The organism is Streptomyces sp. B21-083 (assembly GCF_036898825.1).
Lineage (GTDB): Bacteria > Actinomycetota > Actinomycetes > Streptomycetales > Streptomycetaceae > Streptomyces.
Genome location: NZ_JARUND010000002.1, coordinates 1,945,545 through 1,967,738, shown reverse-complemented (window position 1 = coordinate 1,967,738; position 22,194 = coordinate 1,945,545). Strand labels below are relative to the sequence as shown.

The following is a 22,194-nucleotide window of genomic DNA, read 5'->3' as shown; positions in this document are numbered from 1 at the left end:
ACATGGGGATGCCAGAGGGGACGAGCGTGAACGCCACGGGCCCGACGACGCTGACGGCGGAGATCCAGCGTGTGCTCGCCCGTGTCGACGCACACGTGGCGCACGCCGGAGAGGGGACAGGGCCCGTCGAGGTCCCTCGGCCCGACAGCACGCCTGTGGCCGCCGGTCCCGTCATCGCGCCCCTCGACGCCCTCGTCACCTGCTTCGGCCTCACCCCGTTCGAACGGGACCTCGTACTCCTCACCGCTGCCCAGGAGTTGGAGCCGACCACCGCTGCCCGCTGCGCCGCCGCCTGCGGTGACCGGGAGCGGACGTACCCGACCTTCTCGCTCGCCCTCGCCGCGCTCGCCGAACCGCACTGGAGCGCGCTCACCCCGGTGGCACCGCTGCGCCGCTGGCGGATCACCGAGCTGGACGACGACTCACGGCTGACGACATCCAGGCTCCGCCTCGACGAACGCATCCTGCACTTCCTGCTGGGCTCGCCCTACCTCGACGCCCGGCTGCACGGCCAGCTGCGTCGCGCGAGCGTGCCGGACCGGCTGCCGCCCTCGTACGACCTGGCCGCGAGCCGGGTCGCGGCCGGCTGGGCGACCGGGGCGAGCCCCGACGCGCCGCTGCTCGTCGAGGTGACCGGCGGCGATCTGCGTGGCCGGGCCGACATCGGCGCCGCCGCGGCGGCCCGCGCCGGACTCGGGCTGTACTCACTGAGCGCCGAGGACATCCCCGGCGACCCCGCCGAACGGGACCGCTTCGCCCGGCTCTGGCAGCGCGAGGCGATCCTGCTGCCCGCCGCGCTCCTCGTCGACGTGGGTGAACTGGACCGCGACCAGCGGACGGCGGCGGAGTCGTTCCTCGCCGGGGCCGCCGTGCCCGTCGTGGTGTCGAGCGAGGACCCGCTGCGCACGGACCGCCCGCACGGCACCCGGGTGACCGTCCCCCGACTGGACGACGAGGAACAACTCGCCCTCTGGGCCGACGCGTTCGAAGAGGTCGTCGACCTCGACGAAAGTGAACTCCGGTCCCTGGTGGCACAGTTCCAGCTGCCCCCGCATGTGGTGCGGGCGGCGGCAGCGGTCGTACGGCGTGATCTGCCCGGCGAGGACGACCTGGACGCGGCCCAACTCGCCTGGCGGGCAGGGCTCGACGAGGCCCGGGTCGGCATGGACGAGCTGGGGCGACGGATCGAACCCGAGGCGGCCTGGGGCGACCTCGTCCTGCACGAGCGGCAGACGAATGTGCTCCGCGAGATCGTCGCGCATGTGCGTCAGCGGCCGACCGTCCACCAGGAATGGGGATTCGCCGCGACGCTGCGCCGAGGACTCGGTGTCACGGCCCTGTTCGCAGGCGGCTCCGGCACCGGCAAGACGCTGGCCGCCGAGGTCATGGCGAAGGAACTGGGCCTCGACCTGTTCGTCGTCGACCTCTCCCAGGTCGTCAGCAAGTACATCGGGGAGACCGAGAAGAACCTGCGCCGGGTCTTCGACGCCGCCGAACGCGGCGGCGCACTCCTCCTGTTCGACGAGGCCGACGCCCTCTTCGGCAAGCGCAGCGAGGTCAAGGACAGCCACGACCGGTACGCCAACCTCGAAGTCAGCTATCTGCTGATGCGCATGGAGGCCTACCGGGGCCTCGCCATCCTCACCACCAACATGAAGAAGGCCCTGGACACGGCGTTCCTGCGGCGCATCCGCTTCGTCGTCGACTTCCCCTTCCCGGCGGAACACGAACGCGCCGAGATCTGGCGCCGCGTCCTGCCCCCGCAGGCCCCGGTCAAGGACATCGACGCAGACCTTCTTGCCCAACTCACCGTCGCGGGCGGCTCGATCCGCAACATCGCCCTGTCCGGCGCGTTCCTCGCCGCCGAGGAGGGCGACCGCCTCCAGATGCGGCACATGCTCGCGGCGGCCCGCACCGAATACCGCAAACTGGAACGCTCCCTGACGCCGACGGAGGTCCGCGGATGGGTGTGAACAGGGAGCCCTCGGCGATACGGCTGGACATCGGGGAACTCGTGCTCGACGGGTTCCGGGCGGACCCCGAGCGGGTCTCGGCGGCCTTCGAGCACGAACTCACCCTCCTGGTACGGGAGTACGGCGTGCCCCTCGCGGCCGACGGCACGGTGGACGTCGACGCGCTGACCGGGCTGCCGCCGCTGCCCGCCGGCCTGTCCGCGCGCCGCCTCGGACAGGAGCTGGCACGCGCCGTGCACCAGGGGCTCAGCGGGCACGGGGAGGTGACCCGGTGAGCGGCAACGCGCAGTCCCAGGACGTTCGTTCGGAGCAGCCGGCCGCCGAGCAGCGCCGACGCAAGCGTAAGGAACGGGGCTCCAAGTCCCGTACCCCCGAGCCGAGAAGCATCGTCAGCGGCGCCGGACAGCCCCTCGACCCCGGCATACGACGGGAGTTGGAGGAACAGCTCGGCCACGACCTGAGCCGCGTACGGCTGCACACGGACCGCGACGCCGGGCAGCTGACGGAGCTGCTCGGGGCGGACGCCGTCGCCATCGGCCAGGACATCCTCTTCCGCGAGGGCGCCTACCGCCCCGGCACGGCGGACGGACAGCGCCTCCTCGCCCACGAACTCCTGCACACCGTCCAGAACCCGCACGGCCTGGGCACACTGCGGGCCGGGCGCGAGCTGGGCGCGGTGAGTCTGCCGCAGCAGGCGATCGAACGGGAGGCGGAGTCGGCGGCACGGGAGTTGGTGGATTCGAAGGAGGCCGCCGCCCAGGCAGCTGAGACCTCCGCGGCCGCCACGGTCCAGGAGGGGCAGGCCACCCCCGGCTGGCTTCGGTACGCCACCGTGGACGCCGACCGGATGCGGGCCGAGGCCGTCGACCCCGCCACGCTCGTGGACCGGCTCGCGGGCGGTGTGCTGCGCTCGCTGCGCGGCGACCCCGCCGACGCCTCCGGCCGGGTACGGCTCCAACTGGGCCGTATGTCTGAGCAGTTGGAGGACGCCGTCATCGAGCGGCTGGAAGAGTGGCTGCTCACCCCGGAGTACGAGCGTCTGCTCGACCTCGCCGAACAGGCCGACGGCCCCGGTCTGTTGGAACTTCAGCCCGCCGACGTACCGCTGCCCGAGATCGACCTCTTCGACGAACTCGGGGTCGAACGCGTCCAGTGGCAGCACAAGCAGGAGTCCGGCCGTGTTTCCCGGGACAAGCGAGCGGCCGACTCCCGCGAGGAACAGCGCGACGCCAGGGCCCGTGACGAGAAGAGCGGCAGCGACCGCAGCCGGGCACGCTCGGACGCCGCCTCCGAGGACCAGGAGGCCGCCCGGCGCACGGAGCAGGAGGACGAACGTGACGCCTCCCGGCAGCAGGCCACGCAGGAGCAGCGGCAGGAGGACGAGAAGGCCGCCGCAGGCCGTGAGCGCACCGACGAGGCCGCCGATCAGCGTGCCCAGGGGCAACGGCAGGGCGTGGAGGAAACCAAGGAGGAACGCAAGGAACAGCGTGAGCGTGAGGAGGCCGACCCCGAGCAGGCCAACGCCCCCGGCGCCGACAAGCGCGGGCGCAAGGACCAGCAGACCCAGCCGGCGGCCGGCGCCAGGCGCGCGGAGCTCGACCCGAAGCAGCAGGGCCGACCAGGCCCCGTACGCCCGGAGAAGGTGGACGAGCGGGGCGAGCAGCCCGACTCCGCCCTGTCCGAGCACGGCTTGAACGAGCAGGACGAGAACGGGGACGCTGAAGTCGATCCGCGCGAGGAGGAGCAGCCGCTCGGCCTCGAAGCGGGCGCCGACCGGGACATCACCGGCGGCGAGGACGAGGGCCCGCACGCGCCGGGCGCCGTGCGCGGGCCCACGATCAAGCCCGAGGACCAGCTGCCCGAGACCGACCTCGACCTGTCCGCCGTACCGACCGCGGACCAGCTCCAGCCGGGCGCCGCCGAGCCGTCGCCGCCTTCCTTCCCGACCCCGCCGCCGACGAAGGCGGAGAAGATCGAGCAGGAACGGGAGAAGCAGGAACAGGAGCGGGACGACGAAGCCGGCACCGGTCCCGAACCGAAGGCCCCCGGCCAGGACGAGGGCCCCGTCGAGGGTGAGGCGGCGCAGCCCGAGAACGGACCCGCCGCCCAGGCGCAGGACCGAGGCGCCCAGGACCTCCAGGCGACCGAGAAACCGCTCGACCAGGAGGTCGGCCCCGACCCTGCCACCGAGGACAGGGAACGGCCCGAGCCGGAGGCCGAGAAGCCCGACCCCGGACAGCAGCAGGAGAAGGAACAGACCAAGGACGCCGACGACTCCGACGACTCGGGCGAGGCCGGGGCGGACGGCCCCGACGAGCGGCCCGACGCCAAGGACGCACAGGACGAGAAGAGCGACCAGCAGGAGCGTACGAGGGCGGAGGCGCGGTCGGCTTCCGGCTCGGCGGCAGCGACCGGGGGTCCGTCACCGGCCACGGCGAGTCCGGCGGCGGCCACCACGAGTTCCCTGTCGGCCGCCGTGTCCCGGCCCGCCGGCGCGCAGACACCCAGGACCGCTGTCGAGGACCGCGACCCCTCGCCGGCCGCCCGGCGCGGGGCCGAACCGCCCAGGTCCGAGCGAGAGGCGCCCCGGGCCAAGAGCCGGATCCCCAAGGAGACCGGTCCCGGCGCGGCGCCGCGCGGACCGGTGGGCGGCGCGGAGACGAGCGGGCCGACGACCGCCGCCGGGCCCGGTGCCGCGCCGTCCGCCGCGCAGGCGGCGGTGAGCCCGGCCGCCGAACAGACCGGGACGCCCGGCCAGAACGCGGAGGGTGGCACCCCGCAGCCCGAGGCGTCCCTGGAGAAGGACGGCGGTGGTTGTGCGCCGCCCGAGCCCGCCGCGGAGAAGGACGACGGCGGCCAGGGGAGTTGCGGGGGAGGCGGGGATGCCGCTCCCGAGGAGAAGGAGCAGGAGCCGCCGGACGTCTCGGGGCAGGACCCCAAGGCGGCCGTCCAGACCGTGAGCAAGCTGGCGCCCGACCAGGCGGCCGCCGCCATGCCCGGCGTGGACAAGGCCGCGGACCGGAAGGTCGGCGAGGAACAGCGGCGGCTCGACGCCAACGCGCCCACCCGGGAACGTCCTTCGGGCGCGCCCGAGACACGTTCGGCACCGCCCGAGGCCGCCCCCGCAGCTGCTCCCGTCACGGGGAAGGTGGAGAGGCTCGGCCCGGAGGACCAGGGCGACAAGCAGAAGGCCAAGGGCAGCGAGAAGGCAGCGGGCGCCAAGCCGACCGCTCCGCCGCCGCCGGCCCCCGCGGTGCCCGCCGAGGGGCTCAGCGGCGCCGAGGCACAGAGCGTGGAGGCGGCGGCCGACGCCGTACCGACGCACGACCCCGCCCTGGAGAACAAGACGGTCGGACCCGCGCCGAAGATCCGCCTTGAGGGCGCCAGCGACCCGACCCGTACGGACGACCAGCAGAAGGCCCTGAAGGAGAAGCAGTCCGACATCCAGCAGACCGGCCGCGACGACGCGGCGAAGTCCCTGGGCGAGGACCAGATCTTCCCCGATGCGCCGAAGGAGAAACTCACCGGCAAGGCGTCCGGTGGCGGGCGCGGCAAGGGCGGCGGTCTCAAGGCACTCTCCGCGCCCAAGGCCGGCGTCGGAGCCGTCGCCAAGCAGGAGAAGGGCTCCGAGATCCAGGGCGCCGCCGGTCAGGCCCAGGGTGATCTCGTAGCCACGGAGCAGGCGCAGAGGCAGGGCGAACAGCAGGCCAAGCAGGACAAGCAGGCCGAGATCGACCGCGAGGTCGCTCAGAACACCGAGAAGCAGACCGGCGAACGGGGCAGGGTCGCCCGGGAGGCGCAGGCGCAGCGCGAGGACTGGCGGGCCGAGCAGGACAAGAAGATCGAGGACGCGGACCAGAAGTCCGAGAAGGAGCACGGCACCAAGAACAAGGAGATCGTCAAGGCGCGCGACGACAAGGACAAGGAAGTCGGCGAGCGCAAGGACAAGGACAACGCGCAGATCGACACCGAGCGCGAGAACGCCGAGAAGGAGGCCGAGAAGAAGAAGAGCGAGAAGAAGCCGTCCGGCGGCTTCCTCGGCTGGGTCGCCGACAAGGTGGGTGACTTCTTCAAGGGCCTGCTCGAAGCGGTCACCAAGGTCTTCGAGGCCGCTCGCGCCCTCGTCAACGGCATCATCGACAAGTTCAAGGAGTGGGCCGACGCGGCGATCGACTTCGTCCGCGATCTGGCCGTCGCGGCGATCAACGCGCTCGCCGACGTCCTGATCGCGATCGGCGATGTGCTGCTCGCGGCCTTTCCGGAGCTGCGCGACAGGTTCCGCAACGCGATCGAAGGCATGCGGGACGCCGCCATCGCCAAGGTCGACGAGCTGGCGGACGGCCTGAAGAAGGCGGTCAACGCGCTGCTCGACGCGCTGGCGGCAGGCCTGAACGCGCTGCTGGACGTTCTGGAAGCCGGGGTCAAGGCGGCCATCAAGGCCTTCCAGGGCATCATCGAGGGCGCGATCAAGTTCGCCCAGGCGGCGATCGAGGCGCTGGGCAAGTTCGCGGCCCTGGTGGCGGACATCGCCCCCGACCCGGGCGGCTGGATCTCGAAGGCGGGCAGCGCGGCCAAGACCGGCATCTCGGACCACTTGTGGGGCGCCATCAAGGTGGGCGTGAAACGGTGGTTCGACACCAAGGTCGAGGGCATCCTGGGCCTCGGCAAGGCGGTCATCGACGTCCTGGTCAAGGGCTGCGTCTCACTCAAGCAGATCGGCAAGATGGCGTGGGACGCGATCATCGCGTCCCTGCCGATGATGATCGCGTCGCTGGTGATCGAGAAGGTCGTCTCGATGATCGTCCCGGCGGCGGGAGCGATCCTCACGATCGTCCAGGGCCTGATGTCTGCCTGGCAGAGCATCAGCTCGATCCTGTCGGCCTTCTCCAAGTTCTGGGCCTACCTGAAGGCGGTGAAGGCGGGCCCGGCGGCGTGTCTGTTCGCGGAGGCGGTCGCGGCGGGCGTGGTGGCCCTGCTCGACTTCATCGCCAACTTCCTGATGATCAGGCTCTCTTCGGCGACGAAGGGGGTGGGCAAGCGGCTCAAGGCCATGTCCCAGAAGATCATGGACGGCCTGAAGAGGACCGGCAAGGGAGCGCGGTCGGCGGCGGGTTCGGCGGTCAACAAGGCGCGGGGGGCGCTGCGGAACGCGAGGCAGAAGGTCGCGGAGCCGTCGACGGCCCCGAGGCCGAAGGGGGCTCCTTCACCGGGCCCGAAGTCCCCGGTGAAACCCAAGGACACGGCTACCCCCAAGGGTCAGGCGAAGCAGGAGCCTGCGGCGGCGAAGCCGAAGGACACCGACTCCAGGCCGGCGAAGGACCGTGACCCTGACACGTCCTCGGCGAAGCCGAAGGACACGACACCGCAGACACCCAAGAAAAAGAAGGAGATCGAGGGGCCCAAGCCCACCAAGCCCAAGAAGCCGAAGTCCCCGGCAGGCAAGGCCCTCGCGAAGGCCAAGGGCGCCGTCAAATCCGCTCTGAAGAAGGTCGGCAACGCGGCGAGGACTCTCGGCAGGAAGCTGAAGAAGACAAGGGTCGGCAAGGCGCTGAAGAACGGCGCGTCGAAGCTGCGGGACGCCTTCAGGAAGAAGAAGGACCGGCTGCGCGACGACAAGAGGCGGCAGCAGGAGCAGAAGAGGCGGGACCAGGACCGGCGGAAGAAGGAGGAGAAGTCCAAGGAGTCGAAGGAGGAACGACTCAGGAAAATCGTGGTCCGTCTTGAGCCGAAAGTGAACGCTTTACTTAAGAGCGGTATTCCGCAGCCTGTGCTCCGTGCCGTGTTGCGCGGTCTCCAGACCTGGTATCGCCTGACCGGGCTCGAAGTGAACGACAGCGGCGAATCGTTCGACTTCACGGCGCTCCTGAATCCTTCGAGGAAATTCGGTGCCGGGCACTGGGACATGTTCAGCCGTGTCGGCGCGGACGGGATAAGGCGTTTCAACGAGAATTCTGACCAAACGCGGCAGTTCAGCTCCGTGGAACAGAACATGAACGCCGAACGATACGGAGAGGCCGAACTCGGGCATCACATGGGTGACCTGCCGCGGGACCAGCGGAGAGCAGCTCTCGAGTATTCCGACTACGGCTGGGTCTACAACCAGATGCTGCGTCTGCATGATTCCCCTGAAAACCTGCTGGCCAGCTGGCGTGATCCCAATGAAAACCCCGGACCGAGGAGAAGACTCACCGGCATCATGGGCGCGGCGGGTACCGGTCGCCACGGCCACTACACCCCGGAGGACCTCAAGGCGGCGTTGTCGCGTACGGACCTCACCGACGACGACCAGAGCAGGCTCCGGGACATCCTCGCTGCCGGCGATTCCGCGGCCACACCCGAACAGGCCCACAGCAAGCAGCGGCGTGCCATCGCGCGGTGGATGAAGGAGCACGCCAGTCCCGAGGAGCGGTTGAAGCTGTTGTTCGGCGGTTCCTACCCGACGCCGGAAGCTTTCCTGGACAGCAACGTTCTGATCGACGAGGCCACGCGAGCACACCAGTTGCCCGAAGGGCTGGAGGTGCACAGATCACTGAGTGACATCAACTTCATGAACGGTTTCAACAGGAGCTTCCCCACGGAAGTGGAACGTCTGGTGGGGACCACTCAACGGGAGCCTGGCTTCATGTCCACTTCAGTGGGTGGCGAGTCGACGTTTGCGAACACATACCGAATACGCCTCAGCGTTCCAGCCGGTTCGCCGGCCCTCTGGATCGGCCGCACCAGCAAGTATCCTGACCAGCGTGAACTACTGCTGCCCAGCAATACGAGGTATCAGATCATCGATGTCATCTCGCTTGGCCGTCGCGGCCCATGGACGATCATCGCCGAGGTGAGGGACCCCCGATGAGCAGACCTCGCGCCAGGCACCCTTCAGGATCGGAGTACATGTTGTCGGACCATTGGAATGAACCACCCATGGGGCGCCCCACCGAGTTCGGTGACCTCAGCCCCTTCACGCTGGAACGCGAGGAATTCATCGGTGTTTCGAAAAGTCCCGTCAGATACTTTCCGGTGATTCTGAACGGACAGCTGATCGGATTTCTGTGGGCGTCGGAGTCCGCGAGCGACGACGCCGCCAACTTCTTTCCCATGCACGGTTTGGGCGCCATCGGCTGGAACGCCACTGGGGCATGGCAAGGCCGGTTGAAGCGGTCAAGGGACAGCGGAATGACGCCGCTGGAGGCCGTACAGCACTGGGTGGGCAAGCCGGAGGATCCCCGGGGCGGGGCCGTGCCGGCAGGCGCCGCGGGGCAAGTCGTCGCCAACTCACAGGCTGTGCGGCTCCTCACCAGCCGCCGCCCCCGGCAGGAGGGCTGATGACCCGCTACCCCGACATCCCCAAACCCATCCGCTCCGGAATAGTTGTCGTCAACCCCGACACCGGCACCCCCCAGCGCATCATCGTCCTCCAGTTCAACCCGGACACCCTGGAGCGCAGCATCGCCCCCCAGACCGCCGGTGACAGTGCCGACTCCGGAGGTGGCGGCGGAGCCGGTGGTGGGGACAAGAACGAGGCTCTGCGGCTCAAGGGGCCCGCGCAGGAGACCTGGAAGTTCACCGCCGAGATCGATGCCACCGACCAGTTCGAGATCGCCGCGCCCGACGGTATCCACCCCCAGCTCGCCACCCTCGAAATGCTCGTGCAGCCCACCACCGCCCAACTGCGCGCCGCGAGCCGCCTCGCGCAGAGCGGGACCATCGAGATCAGCCCGATCGAGATGCCGTTGACCCTGTTCACCTGGGGGAGCAAGCGCGTCATGCCTGTTCGGCTGACCGAGCTGTCCGTCAACGAGTCCGCGTTCGACGTGAACCTCAATCCGATCCGGGCCTCCCTCGGTATCGGCATGAAGATCCTCACCGTAAGCGACCTGCCCGCCGGGCACCGAGGCGCCGACCTCTACATGGCGCACCTCGCTCAGAAGGAACAGCTCGCCGCTGCCGCCCGGGGCGGAAGCCTCGGGGCGCTCGGGCTCGGCGGCATCGGCGTCGGCGTCGGCGCGTTCAGTGGAAGGGGCTGAGGGAGATCACCATGGCCGACATCGAACCGTACGAGAACGCCCTGGACGCCATTCCGGGCGCTCATCCCTATCCGCGCACCAGTCGGTATCACGACGCCGAGATCGGGGTCCACCGTCAGGCCGACGGGACCGAAGTCCGGTACGCCAAGCGGCGGTTGCTGCCTCCCCTCCACGACGACACACACCCGCACACCGTCGGTGCCGGCGAGCGCCCCGACCTGCTCGCCCAGCGTTACTTCGGCGACCCCGCCCAGTGGTGGCAGATCGCCGACGCCAACCCCGTACTCGACCCACGGGAGTTGACCGAAGAGGCCGGTCGCATCATCGGCATACCGACCTACGGCGGGCTTCCGCGAGGTGACCGGCGTGTTTGATCTGCCGGTGGGGCAGGGCCCCGTTCACATCACGCTCCTCATGGGGCCCAAGCTCGTGCAGCCCGTCCCCGCCGAGGTCACCCAGGCTCTGTTGTCCGCGCAGATCACCGCGACCGCGGGCGAACGCAGCGGATTCCAGCTGGCCTTCGACCTCACCAAGAACGGCATCATCAGCCGACGGCTCCTCCCCGAGGGGTTCTTCGACCCCAAGACCCGCCTCATCGTGACCGTCGCCGTCAGAGGCATCCCCGACGTGCTGTTCGACGGCCTGATCGTCCGGCACGAGGTCGGCGCCAGCAACCAGCCCGGCCACTCCACCCTCACCCTCACCGGCGAAGACCTGACGCTCCTCCTCGACCTGGAGGAACGCACCGCCCGCTACCCCAACCTCCCGCCCTCCGAGCGCGTCCTCGCCATCCTGCGCCAGTACTCCGACTACGGCATCCGGCCCGACGTCTACACGGAGAAGATCGCCCAGCCACCGCACCAGGACCTCCGCGTCCATTACCAGACCGGCACCGACCTCCAGTACGTCACCGAACTCGCCCGCGCCAACGGCTACACCTTCTATCTGGAGCCGGGGCCCAACCCCGGCCAGTCGTCAGCGCGTTGGGGTCCCGAGGTGCGCCTCGGCATCCGGCAGCACGCCCTCAACGTCAACATGGACGCCAACTCCACCGTGGACCAGCTGACCTTCGCCTACGACGGGACGGCGCGCGAGGAACCGCAGGCCCGCTGGCAGGACCCGGGGACCAGGCTGTCCACGCTGCTGCCCCAGCCGCCGATCAGCCCGCTGCGCCCGCCGCTGGGCAAACGGCCCACCCCGGCCCTCAAACGCCGCACCCTGTCCGGCACGGCCAAGCAGCAACGGGCGGAAGCCGAAGCGGAGTTGCTGGCCCGCGCCGCAGTCTCCGCCGACGTCGTCTCCGGTTCGGGCTCCCTCGACGTCAACCGGCACGGTTACATCCTCCAGCCCCGGCAGCTGGTCGGAGTACGCGGCTCGGGACGGGCGTACGACGGCGACTACTTCGTCAAGTCCGTCACCCACCATCTGCGCCCGGGCTCGTACCAGCAGAACTTCACCCTCTCCAGGGAGGGACTGGAGGCGCAGAGCGACTACGTCCGGCCCTGACCCGGCCCCCGGCGCCAACCGCGCGGTACCCGTAACAGACCCCAGACGCCAGACCCCAGAGCCCGACCCCAGACCAGGAGCAGTTCAGCATGGCGGCACCCAGCAATCGCTACCTCGGCAAGTTCCGCGGCCGGGTCGTCGACAACAACGACCCGCTGCGCATCGGACGTCTCACCGTCGAGGTTCCGGACGTCCTCGGCGACGAGCCGTCGACGTGGGCGCTGCCCTGTCTGCCGTTCACCGGGCCCGAGTCCGGCCACTTCGTGGTGCCGAAGGAAGGGACGGGGGTGTGGGTCGAGTTCGAGCAGGGGGACCCCAGTTTCCCGATCTGGACCGGCTGTTGGTGGGGCACCGCCGACGAACTGCCGCCCGACGCGCGCCGCGAGCTGGAGGCCGACGCGGTCAACAAGCCGGTCGTCGTGCAGACACCCCTCGCGCACAAGCTCGTCATGAACGACACGCCCGGCGTCGAGCAGGGGATCCTCCTCCAGGCCCAGGGCGGCGCCTACATCCGCATCACCCAGGGAGCCATCGTCATCGCCAACGGCGCGGGCGCCGAGGTCCTGCTGAGCGGCGATCAAGTGACCATAAACGAGGGCCAGTTGACCGTGCTCTCGAAGCGATAGAAGACGGGGGACGAAGAAGTGTCCGGGAGTCTGCTCGATGCGAGCGCCGTGATCGGCTGCCCGCACGGCGGTCGTGTCAGCGCCGCCTCCACACCCTCCGGCGGCGTACGGGTCGCGGGCGCGGTCGCCGTCACGGCCGCGTACGCCCACACCGTCGTCACCGGCTGCCCGCACACCGTCGACGGTGTGCCCACGCCCTGTGTCTCGGTCCGCTGGACCGCCGCCGACACCGGCGTCCTGGTCGACGGCGCGCCCGCGCTCCTCGACACCTCCGCGGCCCAGTGCTTCACCTCGGGCCTCGTCCCACAGGGACCGCCCGTCGTCCAGGCCGCGCAGCGAAAGGTCACCGTCCGATGAGCCGCCCGACCCGCCCCGGCGCCACCAGCATCTCGACAAGCCCGCGCAGCGACATCGCGTTCCCCTTCCGCGCCGACCGGCGTGGCCGCACCGCGCACGCCCGTCACGGCGAGCACGTCCACGACCTGGTCGAGCAACTCCTCTTCACCAGCCCCGGCGAGCGCGTGATGCGCCCCGACTTCGGCTGCGGACTCCTCGAACTCGTCTTCGCGCCCAGCAGCCCGGAACTGATCAGCACGCTCGAACTCTCCGTACAGGCCGCGCTGCAGCGCTGGCTCGGCGACCTCATCGACGTGCTGGCCCTCGACGTGTTGGGCGAGGACAACGTCGTACGCGTGCATCTCTCGTACGTCGTCCGCGCCACCGGCACCCGACGTGACGACGTCTTCGAAGGGCGGGCCGCCGTATGAGCACCGACCGGAGTCACAGCGTCGCCGTTCCTCGGCGCGCCAAGGTGAGGGCCGCCCAGCTCAACGGAGTCGACGCCGTCGAGGTCGGCGACGACGGGCTGCTGCTCACCGTCACCTTCCTCGGCAAGGCCCCGCACGGCCTGTGTCCCGAGAACATCCGAGTCGACGGCGGCCGACGGGTCACCGGCATCACCGCCGTCGATGTGAGCGTCGAGCGGGAGGAGGACCCGGAACTCGACGACCGGCTGTACGTCACCCTTGACAAGACCGGGGACACCTCGCGCTACCGCCTCTCCGTCGTCGAGACCGACCCGTACGACCGCCCGGGCACCCAGCCCTACCGCGGCTTCGACCAGCGCTACCACAGCGCTCTCTTCTCCTTCCGGCCCGACCGTCCAACACCCTTCGACAGCGCGGGAGATGAGCCGGGCGCGGGCTCGGAGCGGGTCTTCCCGGCCGCCCCCGTCGTCGACTACACCGCCCGCGACTACGACACCATCCGCAAGCTCCTCCTCGACCGGCTCGCGCTCACCACCCCCGACTGGGTCGAACGCAACCCCGCCGACCTGGGCGTGGCCCTCGTCGAACTCCTCGCCTACACCGGCGACCAGATCAGCTACCAGCAGGACGCGGTCGCCACCGAGGCCTACCTCGACACCGCCCGCCGCCGCGTCTCCGTACGCCGGCACGTCCGGCTCATCGACTACGCGATGCACGACGGGTGCACCGCCCGGGCGTACGTCACCGTCGAGACCGCCGGTGACCACACGCTCGCCCCGGGCACCTTCCGCTTCGCCTCCGTCGACGTCCGCAGCCTCGACCCGCACGACCGGCCCGAACCCGGCACCGTCGTCGACGACCGCGACCTCGCCGACCTCGACGAGCGCGGCTCGGTGGAGGTCTTCGAACCGGTCCTCGCCGCCGACCCGTTGGAGCTGCGGGTCGCCCACAACGCGATCCGGCTGTGGACCTGGGGCGGCGAGGTGTGCGCCCTCCCGAAGGGCGCCACCGCCGTCACCCTGCGCGACGAGTGGCAGGACCCCGAGACCTGCCGCGACCGCCGACTCGACCTCAGGCCAGGTGACGTGCTCGTCCTGGAGGAGGTGAAGGGCCCGCGTACCGGCACCCCCGGCGACGCCGACCCCGCCCACCGCCAGGCCGTCCGCCTCACCTCCGTCACCCCCGCCCTCGACCGCATCGAGGACCAGCCGGTCCTGGAGGTCACCTGGGCGGCCGAGGACGCCCTCCGCTTCCCGCTCTTCCTCACCGCCCGCGCCGGACGCGACTGTCTGCCCGTCGAGGACGTGACCCTGGCGCGCGGAAACGTGGTCCTCGTCGACCACGGCCGCTCCCTTCCCGGGGACGGACTCCCCGAGACGTTCACCGTGCCGCCCGTACCCGCCGTCGTCGCCCCCTGCGACCTTCCCGCCTTCGGCTGCGCCGACCGCACCGAGGACAACGCGCCCGCGCGACTCGTCAACTCCCTCGCGAGCAAGGCGGAAAGCGGGCAGGCGCTGACGGCCGACGACATCCGCGAGCTGTTCGACGTACTCGGCGAAGCCGCCACCACCCGCGCCGGACTCGGCCTCGAAAGCGCCGGACAACGCCACGAGCGAAGCGAGATGGGGGTCCCCCAGGCCGGAGGCTGGGGGAGTGTCGTGCCCGGCACCGCGTACGCCCAGGCCGCCGCCCTGCGCACGCTGCTCGCACAGTCTGCCTACCCCGGCATCGCACCCCGCTTCCGGCCGCTCCTCGGACGGGCGCCGATCGCCCAGGCGGTGCCGTTCCCCGACCCGGTGACCGTCTCCGCCGGACAGGCCGAGCGGATCGCCGCCATTCCCGGGCGGGTACGGCAGCGCCTCGTCGAACTGTGGCGCAGCGCCCGCGACCGTGACGGACTCGGCGACGAGGAAATCGCCGAACTCGCCGTCGTGTACAGCCTGAAGGTGCTGGAACGGTTCGAACTCCGCCTCCATCCCGTGCGCGCCCTGCGGGAACTCCTCCACCGGAACGACGAGTTGCTCGACGGCAAGCTGCGCCGCGTCGAGATCCTCACGGCGCGGGCCCGCGCCGGGGCCGTCCTCGACGGGCACATCGCCTGGGAGATCGCGCACAGTTGGGGCCCGGCGTACGCGGCCGGACTCCACCCCGACGAACCCGTACTGCGCGGCTCCGCGACCGCCGCCCTCACCCAGGACCCGCGCCGCGCCCTGCCCGCCGTACGGCTGGAGGGCGGCGACGACAGCTGGTGGCCGCGTCGGGATCTGCTGGGCAGCGGCCCCCGCGACCGGCACTTCGTCGGCGAACTGGAGGACGACGGACGGCTCGCGCTCCGCTTCGGCGACGGCAGGCACGGCGCCCGGCCCGTCCCGGGAACCAGGCTGGCCGCCCGCTACCGCCTCGGCGGCGGCAGCGCGGGCAACGTGGGCGCCGAGGCCATCAGCCATTTGGTCGTCGACCACCAGATCGTCAACCCCCGGGCCGTCAACCACCGAGACACGCCGGGGGAGTGCCTGCCGCCGCCCGTCGCGGTCGTCCGCAACCCGCTGCCCGCCGTCGGTGGCACCGAGCCCGAACCCGTGGAGCTGGTACGCCAGTTGGCGCCGCTCGACCTGCGCCGCACCCGACTGCGTGCCGTCACCGCCGAGGACTACGCGGACCTCGCCACCGCCCTCCCCGGCGTCCAGCGCGCCGCCGCCGAGATCCGCTGGACCGGGAGCACCCAGGAAGCCCACCTCGCGATCGACGCGTACGGCACCGGCGCACCCCTGCCCGAGTTGCTCGCGTCGGTCGCCCAGGCCCTGGAGGCGTACCGGCGCATCGGCCACGACCTCGTCGTCGGCCCCGCCCGGCACGTGCCGCTGGACCTCGCCCTGACCGTGTGCGCCGCGCCGGGCCATCAACACGGGCAGATCCTGGCCGAGTTGTACCGCGTCCTGGGCGCCGGCCGACTGCCGGGCGGACGGCTCGGGTTCTTCCACCCGGACGCCCTGACCTTCGGCGAGCCGGTCCGGCTCAGTCGGCTGGTCGCTGTCGCCGCCGCCGTACCCGGGGTGGAGGGCGTCCAAGTCACCAGGTTGCGGCGGCTGTTCGAGCAGGACCGAGGAGAGAGGGAGGACGGCGTGCTGCGGCTCGGCCCGCTGGAGATCGCCACCTGCGACAACGATCCGGACCGGCCGGAGAACGGCCTCCTGGCGATATCCCTGACGCCTCTTGGAGGTGCCCGATGACCACCGACACGACCCTCCCGGCCGACGACTTCGCCGACGACTGCGCCTGCGGCGGTGCCTGCCGCCCCGGCCACGACGAGCGCCTCGCCGCGGCCCCGCTCCACAACCCTCCCGGCCGCACCGCCCTCGACTACCGCGTCGACGAATACGGCGGCTTCCTGGCCGCCCTCCTCGACCGGCTCGCCTCACCCGCGTACCCGGCCCTGAGCGAAGCGAAATGGGGGTCCCCCCGGCCGAAGGCTGGGGGAGGCCTCACGGTGCGCACCCCGGACGACCCGGCGATCGGCCTGCTCGACGCCACCGCCGTCCTCAGCGACCTGCTCACCTTCCACTCCGAGCGGATCGCCGACGAGGCCTATGTCCGTACTGCGAACGAGCACCGCTCACTCGTCCTGCTCGGGCGGCTCGTCGGCCACCGGCCACGCCCCGGAGTCGCCGCCACCACCCATCTCGCGTACACCCTCGAACGTGACCCGCGCGCCGAGGCGTTGCCCGTGCTGATCCCTCGCGGGGCGCGCAGCAACAGCGTGCCCGCGTCCGCCGACGAGCAGTCGCAGACCTTCGAGACGAGCCGTGACCTGACGGCCCGCTGGGACTGGAACGAGCTGAAGGTCCGCCGTCGGCGCCCCTCCCTGCTCACCCCGCAGGATCTGGAGTCCCGCTCCGAGATCTTCGTCGAGGGCACCGTCAACTCCCTGCGCACCGGTGAGCAGTTGCTCTTCGTCTTCGGTGAACAGGCGGGTGGTGAGCGCCTGTTGTTGCCGGTCGCCAAGACACGCGTCGACCGGGACGAGGACATCACGGCCATCTCCCTGCCGTCGTCGGCACCGGCCACGCTGAAGGAGCTTGTCGACGAGGTCCGCCGCTGGACCGCTGAGCCCGCGACCCCCGGCGAGCCCGGCGACGAACCGCCGACGCCGGAGGTGCCCAACCCGCGTCCGGTGAGTCGCCTGATCGAGGACTTCGACGACCAGGTTCTTGCCCCGCTCCGTTCCGACCTGGACGGTGTGAAGACTCCGGAGCAGCTCGCTGCGCGGCTTGCCGAGCCCTTTGACCGCCTCGGTGAGGCGCAGGTGCTGGCCACTCCGTGGGGGGACGTGGCGGGGTGGTTCGAGCAGTTGCAGGCGGTGCTGGGTGAACTCGGTTCGCGGGCCCTTGAGTTGGCGCCTGCTCGGAGCGCGGAAGGGGGTGCCGATGTAGGTGGTCTGGCGGGTGCTGCGCCGTTGGGGCTGGTCGCGCAGTTCCCCGCGCCCCCTAAGAGCGATTCGCGTGCTGCTGCTTTTGAGGCTCTGGCCGCTGTTCTGCCCGGTCTGCGGGGCTCGGTGCCCGCTGCCGTCGGTGGTGCTCGTGTCCAGCGGGTCGGTGGGGACGCCGCTCGGCTTCTTTCCGCTCTTCATCCCGGTCTCGCCAGCCTCTATCCGGCGTGGCGCACCGCGGCGCCCGCCGTCCCCGGTGCGCCCCAGCTCTTGCGTGAACTGCTCGCACTGCGGGTCACCACGGCCCCCTTCGGCGCCACCGCTCCGCTCAAGCCGGTCCAGGACGACCGGGGCCGGGTCATCCGTACCGCCGACTGGCCGCTCACGGGCGCCGCGCTCACGAGCATGCGAGTCGTCTTCGACACGGCGGGCAAGGTTCCGGTCAGGGCCGAGTTCCAGTACGTCGAGGGCAGCAGCTCCGACCAGCGGGCCGAGAACCTGCCCGTCCCGCAGTTCGTCAGCTTCCCGCTGGGCACCGGGCAGGTCGACCTGTCCGTCCGCGCGGGCCAGGACCCCCAGCAGCCCGGGGTCACCGCCCGCCTGCACTCGGGGCTGCCGGGGCGCACGGTGTTCGTGTCGCGGCCCGACGACGAGGGACTGGTGACCGTCGCCATCCACAACGGCACCAGCCAGGAGATCTCCCTGCGGCCGGGCGTCAGCGAGCAGTTCACCCACGGGGAGTACGAGGTGAGCCTGCGCTACACGCTGGGCTCCACCGAGCCCAACGTGGAAGTGGTCATCGCGAGCAAGCCACAGCCCGTCAACCACCGTCTCCTCCAGCTCGACACCGTGCACACCGGCATCACGGTCGGCAGCTGGGTCGCGATCCAGCGCCCCGCCAAGGGAGTGCAGGGCGGAATCCCCGGCGACCCGAAACTCGCCTTCGTCACCACGCAGGTCGTCGCCACCCGTACGGCCGCCTACACCAACTACGGCATCACCGGCCGAGGCACCGAACTCACCCTCGCCGACCCGTGGTTGGACGAGTTCGACGTCCTGCTCTCGCACATCCGGGACACCACGGTGCACGCCGCCGGGGGAACCCTGAGCCTGGCCGACGAACCGCTCGGCGAGGACGTGCACGGCAACGAGATCGAACTCGCCCAGCTCTACGACGGGTTGCGCGCGGGCCGCACCCTGATCGTCACCGGGGAACGCACCGACATCCCCGGCGTGACCGGCGTCCGGGCCACCGAGGTCGTCACTCTCGCCGCCGCCGATCCAGCCGTCGACCCCCAACTCCCCGGCGACCACGTCCACACCAGGCTCACCCTGACCGCCGACCTCACCCACCGCTACCGCCGGGAGAGCGTCAGCATCCTCGGTAACGTCGTCGAGGCGACGCACGGAGAAGGGCGCGACGAGGCCATCGGCAGCGGCGACTCGGACCGCGTCAACCAGACCTTCGCGCTCTGGCAGTCGCCGCTCACCTGGCTCGCCGACGACAACCCCCTGGGCGCGACACCCGTGTTGGAGATCCGCGTCGACGGTCTGCGCTGGCACGAGGTCGACAGCCTCGCCGGGCGCGGCCCGCGCGAACGCGTCCACATCACCGGCACCACCTCCGACGGCCGTACGACGGTGACCTTCGGCGACGGAGTCAACGGCGCCCGGCTGCCCACCGGCCACGAGAACGTCCGCGCCCGCTACCGCTTCGGCACCGGAAAGGCCGCCAACACCGCCGCCCACCGGATCACCCAGCCCCTCACCCGCCCGCTCGGCGTCAGCCAGGTCACCAACCCCCGTCCCGCGACCGGTGGTTCGGACGCGGACGGGCCCGGCCTGACCCGCCGGACCATCCCGCTCGCCGTGTCGGCCCTGGACCGGCTGGTATCCGAGAGCGACTACGAGGACTTCGCCCGTTCCCGCGCCGGCGTCGGCCGCGCCACCGCACGCGAACTCTTCGACGGACGGCGGAGACTCCTGCACGTCACGGTCGCGGGCACGGACGACATCCCGATCGCCGACGACGCGGAGATCCTGCGTGCCCTGCGCGGCGCGCTCACCGAGTACGGCGACTCGGGCCTCGCCGTCCGCGTCGACGTCCGCGAACTCGTCCTCCTCCTCGTCGCGGCCAGGGTCAAGGTCGCCCCCGACCACTCCTGGGAGCTCGTCGAGCCACGCCTGCGTCAGGCCCTGTTGCGCAAACTCGGCTACGAGGGGCGGGAGTTGGCCCGCCCGGCGCGGCTGTCCGAGGTCCTCGCCACGGCCCACACCGTGCCCGGCGTCGACTACATCGACGTCGACGTCTTCACCGGCGTCCCCGCCTCCACCACCCCCGACCAGCTCACCGAGCTGCTCGCCCACCCCGGCACGCCGAGGCCCTCGGTCCCGGCGCACCCGGCGACGTACGACGAGAGGACGCACACGGTACGGAACGCGGACGGCGAGACCCTGTCGTCGGTCTGCGCCCGTCACGGCATCCCGCTCGCCGAACTCCTGCGCCTCAACCCCGACATCACCGACACCCGGCGCCTCGCCAAGGGCCGGACGGTGTACGTCTTCCGCGGCATCCGCCCCGCCCAGCTCGCCCTGCTGTCCCCGCGCGCCGCGGACACCCTGATACTCACGGAGGTCAAGTGATGGCCGCGAACCCGACGGACGTCCAGTTCGAGACCACGGCCCAGGGGACCGCCAGGGAGCCCGACGGCCTCGCCGCCCTGCTGCCCCGCTGGCACCTTCTGCGCGACGCCGAGGAGGGCGAACCGCTGCGCGCGTTGCTCGCGGTGATCGCCGAGCAACTCGACCGGGTGCGCGACGGTGTCGAGCAGGGCTACGAGGATCTGTTCGTCGAGACGGCGGCCCCCTGGGTGCTGCCGTACCTCGGTGACCTGGTCGGCTATCGCACCCTCCCCGGCTACGAACGCGTCCTCACCACCGGCCTGCACGACGGAGGCCGGGCCGCGCTCGCCGAGGCGATCGCCCCGCGCGCCGACGTGGCGGCCACCGTCGCCGGCCGCCGTCGCAAGGGCACCCTGCACCTCCTGGAGGAGATCGCCGAGCAGGTCGCCGACTGGCCCGCGCGAGCCGTCGAACTGTCGCGTCTGGTCGCCCACAACCAGTCCGTGAAACTCCACCGGGACACGGGAAGGGGCCGTCTCCTCGACCTGCGGAACAGTTCCGCGCTCGCCCTCGCCGGCGGCCCGTTCGACACGGCGGCCCGTACTGTCGACGTACGCGGCGCCAACTCGTCGCGCAGGCAGGGAGGGTGGACCCCCGCCGGAGTCGCTCTCTTCGTCTGGCGGCTCAAGGCGTACTCGCTGACCCGCTCCCCGGCGTACTGCGTGGACCGCGCCCGCAACCTCTACACCTTCTCGATCCTCGGCAACGACAGCCCCCTGGTCACCAAGCCGGTCCCGGAACCGTCCCCCACTCACCGTGCCGCCGTCGACAACGTGCCCGCCTTCATCACCCGCCGTCTCCTCCACGACCGCCTCACCGACTACTACGGCCCCGGCAAGAGCTTCGTCATCCGGCGCGACGGCGAGGACAAGCCCGTACCCCCGTCCGACCTCGTGGTCACCGACCTGTCCGACTGGCGCTACCGACCGAAGCGCGGCCAGGTCGCCGTGGACCCCGAGCTGGGCCGGATCGCGTTCGGCGCCCGCTCCGCACCCCGGCAGGGCGTCTGGGTCGACCACCACTACGCGTTCGGCGCCGACATGGGCGGCGGCGAGTACGAGCGGGCCGACCGCGAGGCCCGTCCCGACGCCGACTTCTACCGGGTGGGCCCCGGACAGCCGTACCGCCAGATCATGGACGCCTACCGCGCCTGGCAGCACGAGCGCCGGGCGGACCGCACCGGCCCCGAGGGCATCATCGAGATCACCCACAGCGGCGCCTACCAGGAGCAGTTGGACTTCGACCTCGACCCGGGCGACCGTCTCGAACTGCGCGCCGCCGAAGGCACCCGACCGGTGATCCGCCTTCTCGACTGGTACAGCAACCGCCCCGACGCCCTCAACATCCGTGCCGTCGCGGACGACTGCGCCCCGCACGAGCGCCCCCGGATCACCCTCGACGGGCTCCTCGTCGCGGGCCGGGGCATCAACGTCACCGGCCCGATGGGCGCCGTCGTCCTACGGCACTCCACGCTCGTCCCCGGCTGGTCGCTGGAGCCGGAGTGCGACCCGCACTCGCCCGACGAACCGAGCATCGTCCTCGAACGCACCACCGCCTGCCTGCAGATCGAGCACAGCGTCCTCGGCACCATCGAGGTCATCGGCGACGAGGTCAGCGAGGACCCCCTCGACATCCACCTCCGCGACAGCGTCCTGGACGCCACCGACGACGACCGCGAGGCCCTGTCGGCCCCCGACTGCCGTCACGCGCATGCCGTCCTGCACCTTCACCGCACCACCGTCATCGGCGAGATCCACACCCACGCGGTACGTGTCGCCGAGAACTCGATCTTCACCGGCCGGCTGCACGTCGCCCGGCGCGGCATCGGAGGTCTGCGCTACTCGTACGTTCCCACCGGGTCCCGTACTCCGCGCCGACACCGCTGCCAGCCGGACCTTGTCGGGCCCGAACAGGCTGCCCGTGTACGACCGTTGTTCGTGTCCCAGCGCTACGGGACGCCCTGGTACGGCCAGTTGGCCGACCTCCCCCACTCTCGGCTTCGCTCGAGCGGGGGGACCCCCATGGCCCCGGAGATCCGGCGCGGCGCGGACGACGGCGCCGAACTGGGCGCCTTCCACGACCTGTACCGCCCGCAGCGCGAGGACGGTCTGCGCGCCCGGCTCGCGGAGTACACGCCCGCCGGAACGGACGCGGGGATCTTCTTCGTGACCTGAGCCGACACCCGGGGCCGCCTTG

General features: G+C 71.2%; 13 protein-coding genes. All 13 read left to right on the top strand.

The features are described from left to right. The first annotated feature begins 26 nt into the window (after positions 1–26). The 13 genes from QA861_RS32765 (at position 27) to QA861_RS32705 (ending at position 22,172) form a co-directional block, all read left to right on the top strand. The gene (locus QA861_RS32765) at positions 27–1,973 is read left to right on the top strand and encodes an ATP-binding protein (RefSeq protein WP_443041611.1); all 1,947 of its coding nucleotides are present in this window, start codon (positions 27–29) and stop codon (positions 1,971–1,973) included. Then, the gene (locus QA861_RS32760; RefSeq protein WP_334592260.1) at positions 1,964–2,248 is read left to right on the top strand and encodes a hypothetical protein; all 285 of its coding nucleotides are present in this window, start codon (positions 1,964–1,966) and stop codon (positions 2,246–2,248) included. Before QA861_RS32765 ends, QA861_RS32760 begins: the two co-directional genes overlap by 10 nt. Beyond that, positions 2,245–8,820, top strand: a complete 6,576-nt coding sequence (locus QA861_RS32755; protein WP_334592259.1) for an eCIS core domain-containing protein — start codon at positions 2,245–2,247, stop codon at positions 8,818–8,820. Before QA861_RS32760 ends, QA861_RS32755 begins: the two co-directional genes overlap by 4 nt. Before the next feature lie 68 nt (positions 8,821–8,888). Then, on the top strand, positions 8,889–9,290 hold the full coding sequence (locus tag QA861_RS32750) for a hypothetical protein (protein WP_334592258.1): 402 nt from the start codon (positions 8,889–8,891) through the stop codon (positions 9,288–9,290). Further along, on the top strand, positions 9,290–9,991 hold the full coding sequence (locus QA861_RS32745; protein ID WP_334592257.1) for a hypothetical protein: 702 nt from the start codon (positions 9,290–9,292) through the stop codon (positions 9,989–9,991). The genes QA861_RS32750 and QA861_RS32745 overlap by 1 nt, the downstream gene beginning before the upstream one ends. Before the next feature lie 11 nt (positions 9,992–10,002). After that, positions 10,003–10,365: a LysM peptidoglycan-binding domain-containing protein gene (locus QA861_RS32740; protein ID WP_334592256.1), complete on the top strand. Its 363-nt coding sequence runs from the start codon at positions 10,003–10,005 to the stop codon at positions 10,363–10,365. Further along, on the top strand, positions 10,358–11,497 hold the full coding sequence (locus tag QA861_RS32735; RefSeq protein ID WP_334592255.1) for a hypothetical protein: 1,140 nt from the start codon (positions 10,358–10,360) through the stop codon (positions 11,495–11,497). Before QA861_RS32740 ends, QA861_RS32735 begins: the two co-directional genes overlap by 8 nt. Before the next feature lie 89 nt (positions 11,498–11,586). Next, entirely contained in the window at positions 11,587–12,123 is a 537-nt protein-coding gene (locus QA861_RS32730; RefSeq protein WP_334592254.1) for a phage baseplate assembly protein V, read from the top strand. Positions 12,124–12,141: 18 nt separating this feature from the next. After that, on the top strand, positions 12,142–12,480 hold the full coding sequence (locus tag QA861_RS32725) for a hypothetical protein (protein ID WP_334592253.1): 339 nt from the start codon (positions 12,142–12,144) through the stop codon (positions 12,478–12,480). After that, positions 12,477–12,890 carry a GPW/gp25 family protein gene (locus QA861_RS32720; RefSeq protein WP_334592252.1) on the top strand — a complete coding sequence of 138 codons (414 nt, stop codon included), beginning with the start codon at positions 12,477–12,479 and terminating at the stop codon, positions 12,888–12,890. Before QA861_RS32725 ends, QA861_RS32720 begins: the two co-directional genes overlap by 4 nt. Beyond that, complete coding sequence (locus QA861_RS32715) at positions 12,887–16,120, top strand: putative baseplate assembly protein (protein ID WP_334592251.1); 3,234 nt, start codon at positions 12,887–12,889, stop codon at positions 16,118–16,120. Before QA861_RS32720 ends, QA861_RS32715 begins: the two co-directional genes overlap by 4 nt. Further along, the gene (locus QA861_RS32710; RefSeq protein ID WP_334592250.1) at positions 16,117–19,959 is read left to right on the top strand and encodes a putative baseplate assembly protein; all 3,843 of its coding nucleotides are present in this window, start codon (positions 16,117–16,119) and stop codon (positions 19,957–19,959) included. Before QA861_RS32715 ends, QA861_RS32710 begins: the two co-directional genes overlap by 4 nt. Beyond that, positions 19,959–22,172, top strand: coding sequence for a hypothetical protein (locus tag QA861_RS32705; protein WP_334592249.1), 2,214 nt, complete (start codon positions 19,959–19,961; stop codon positions 22,170–22,172). The genes QA861_RS32710 and QA861_RS32705 overlap by 1 nt, the downstream gene beginning before the upstream one ends. Positions 22,173–22,194 lie beyond the last annotated feature (22 nt).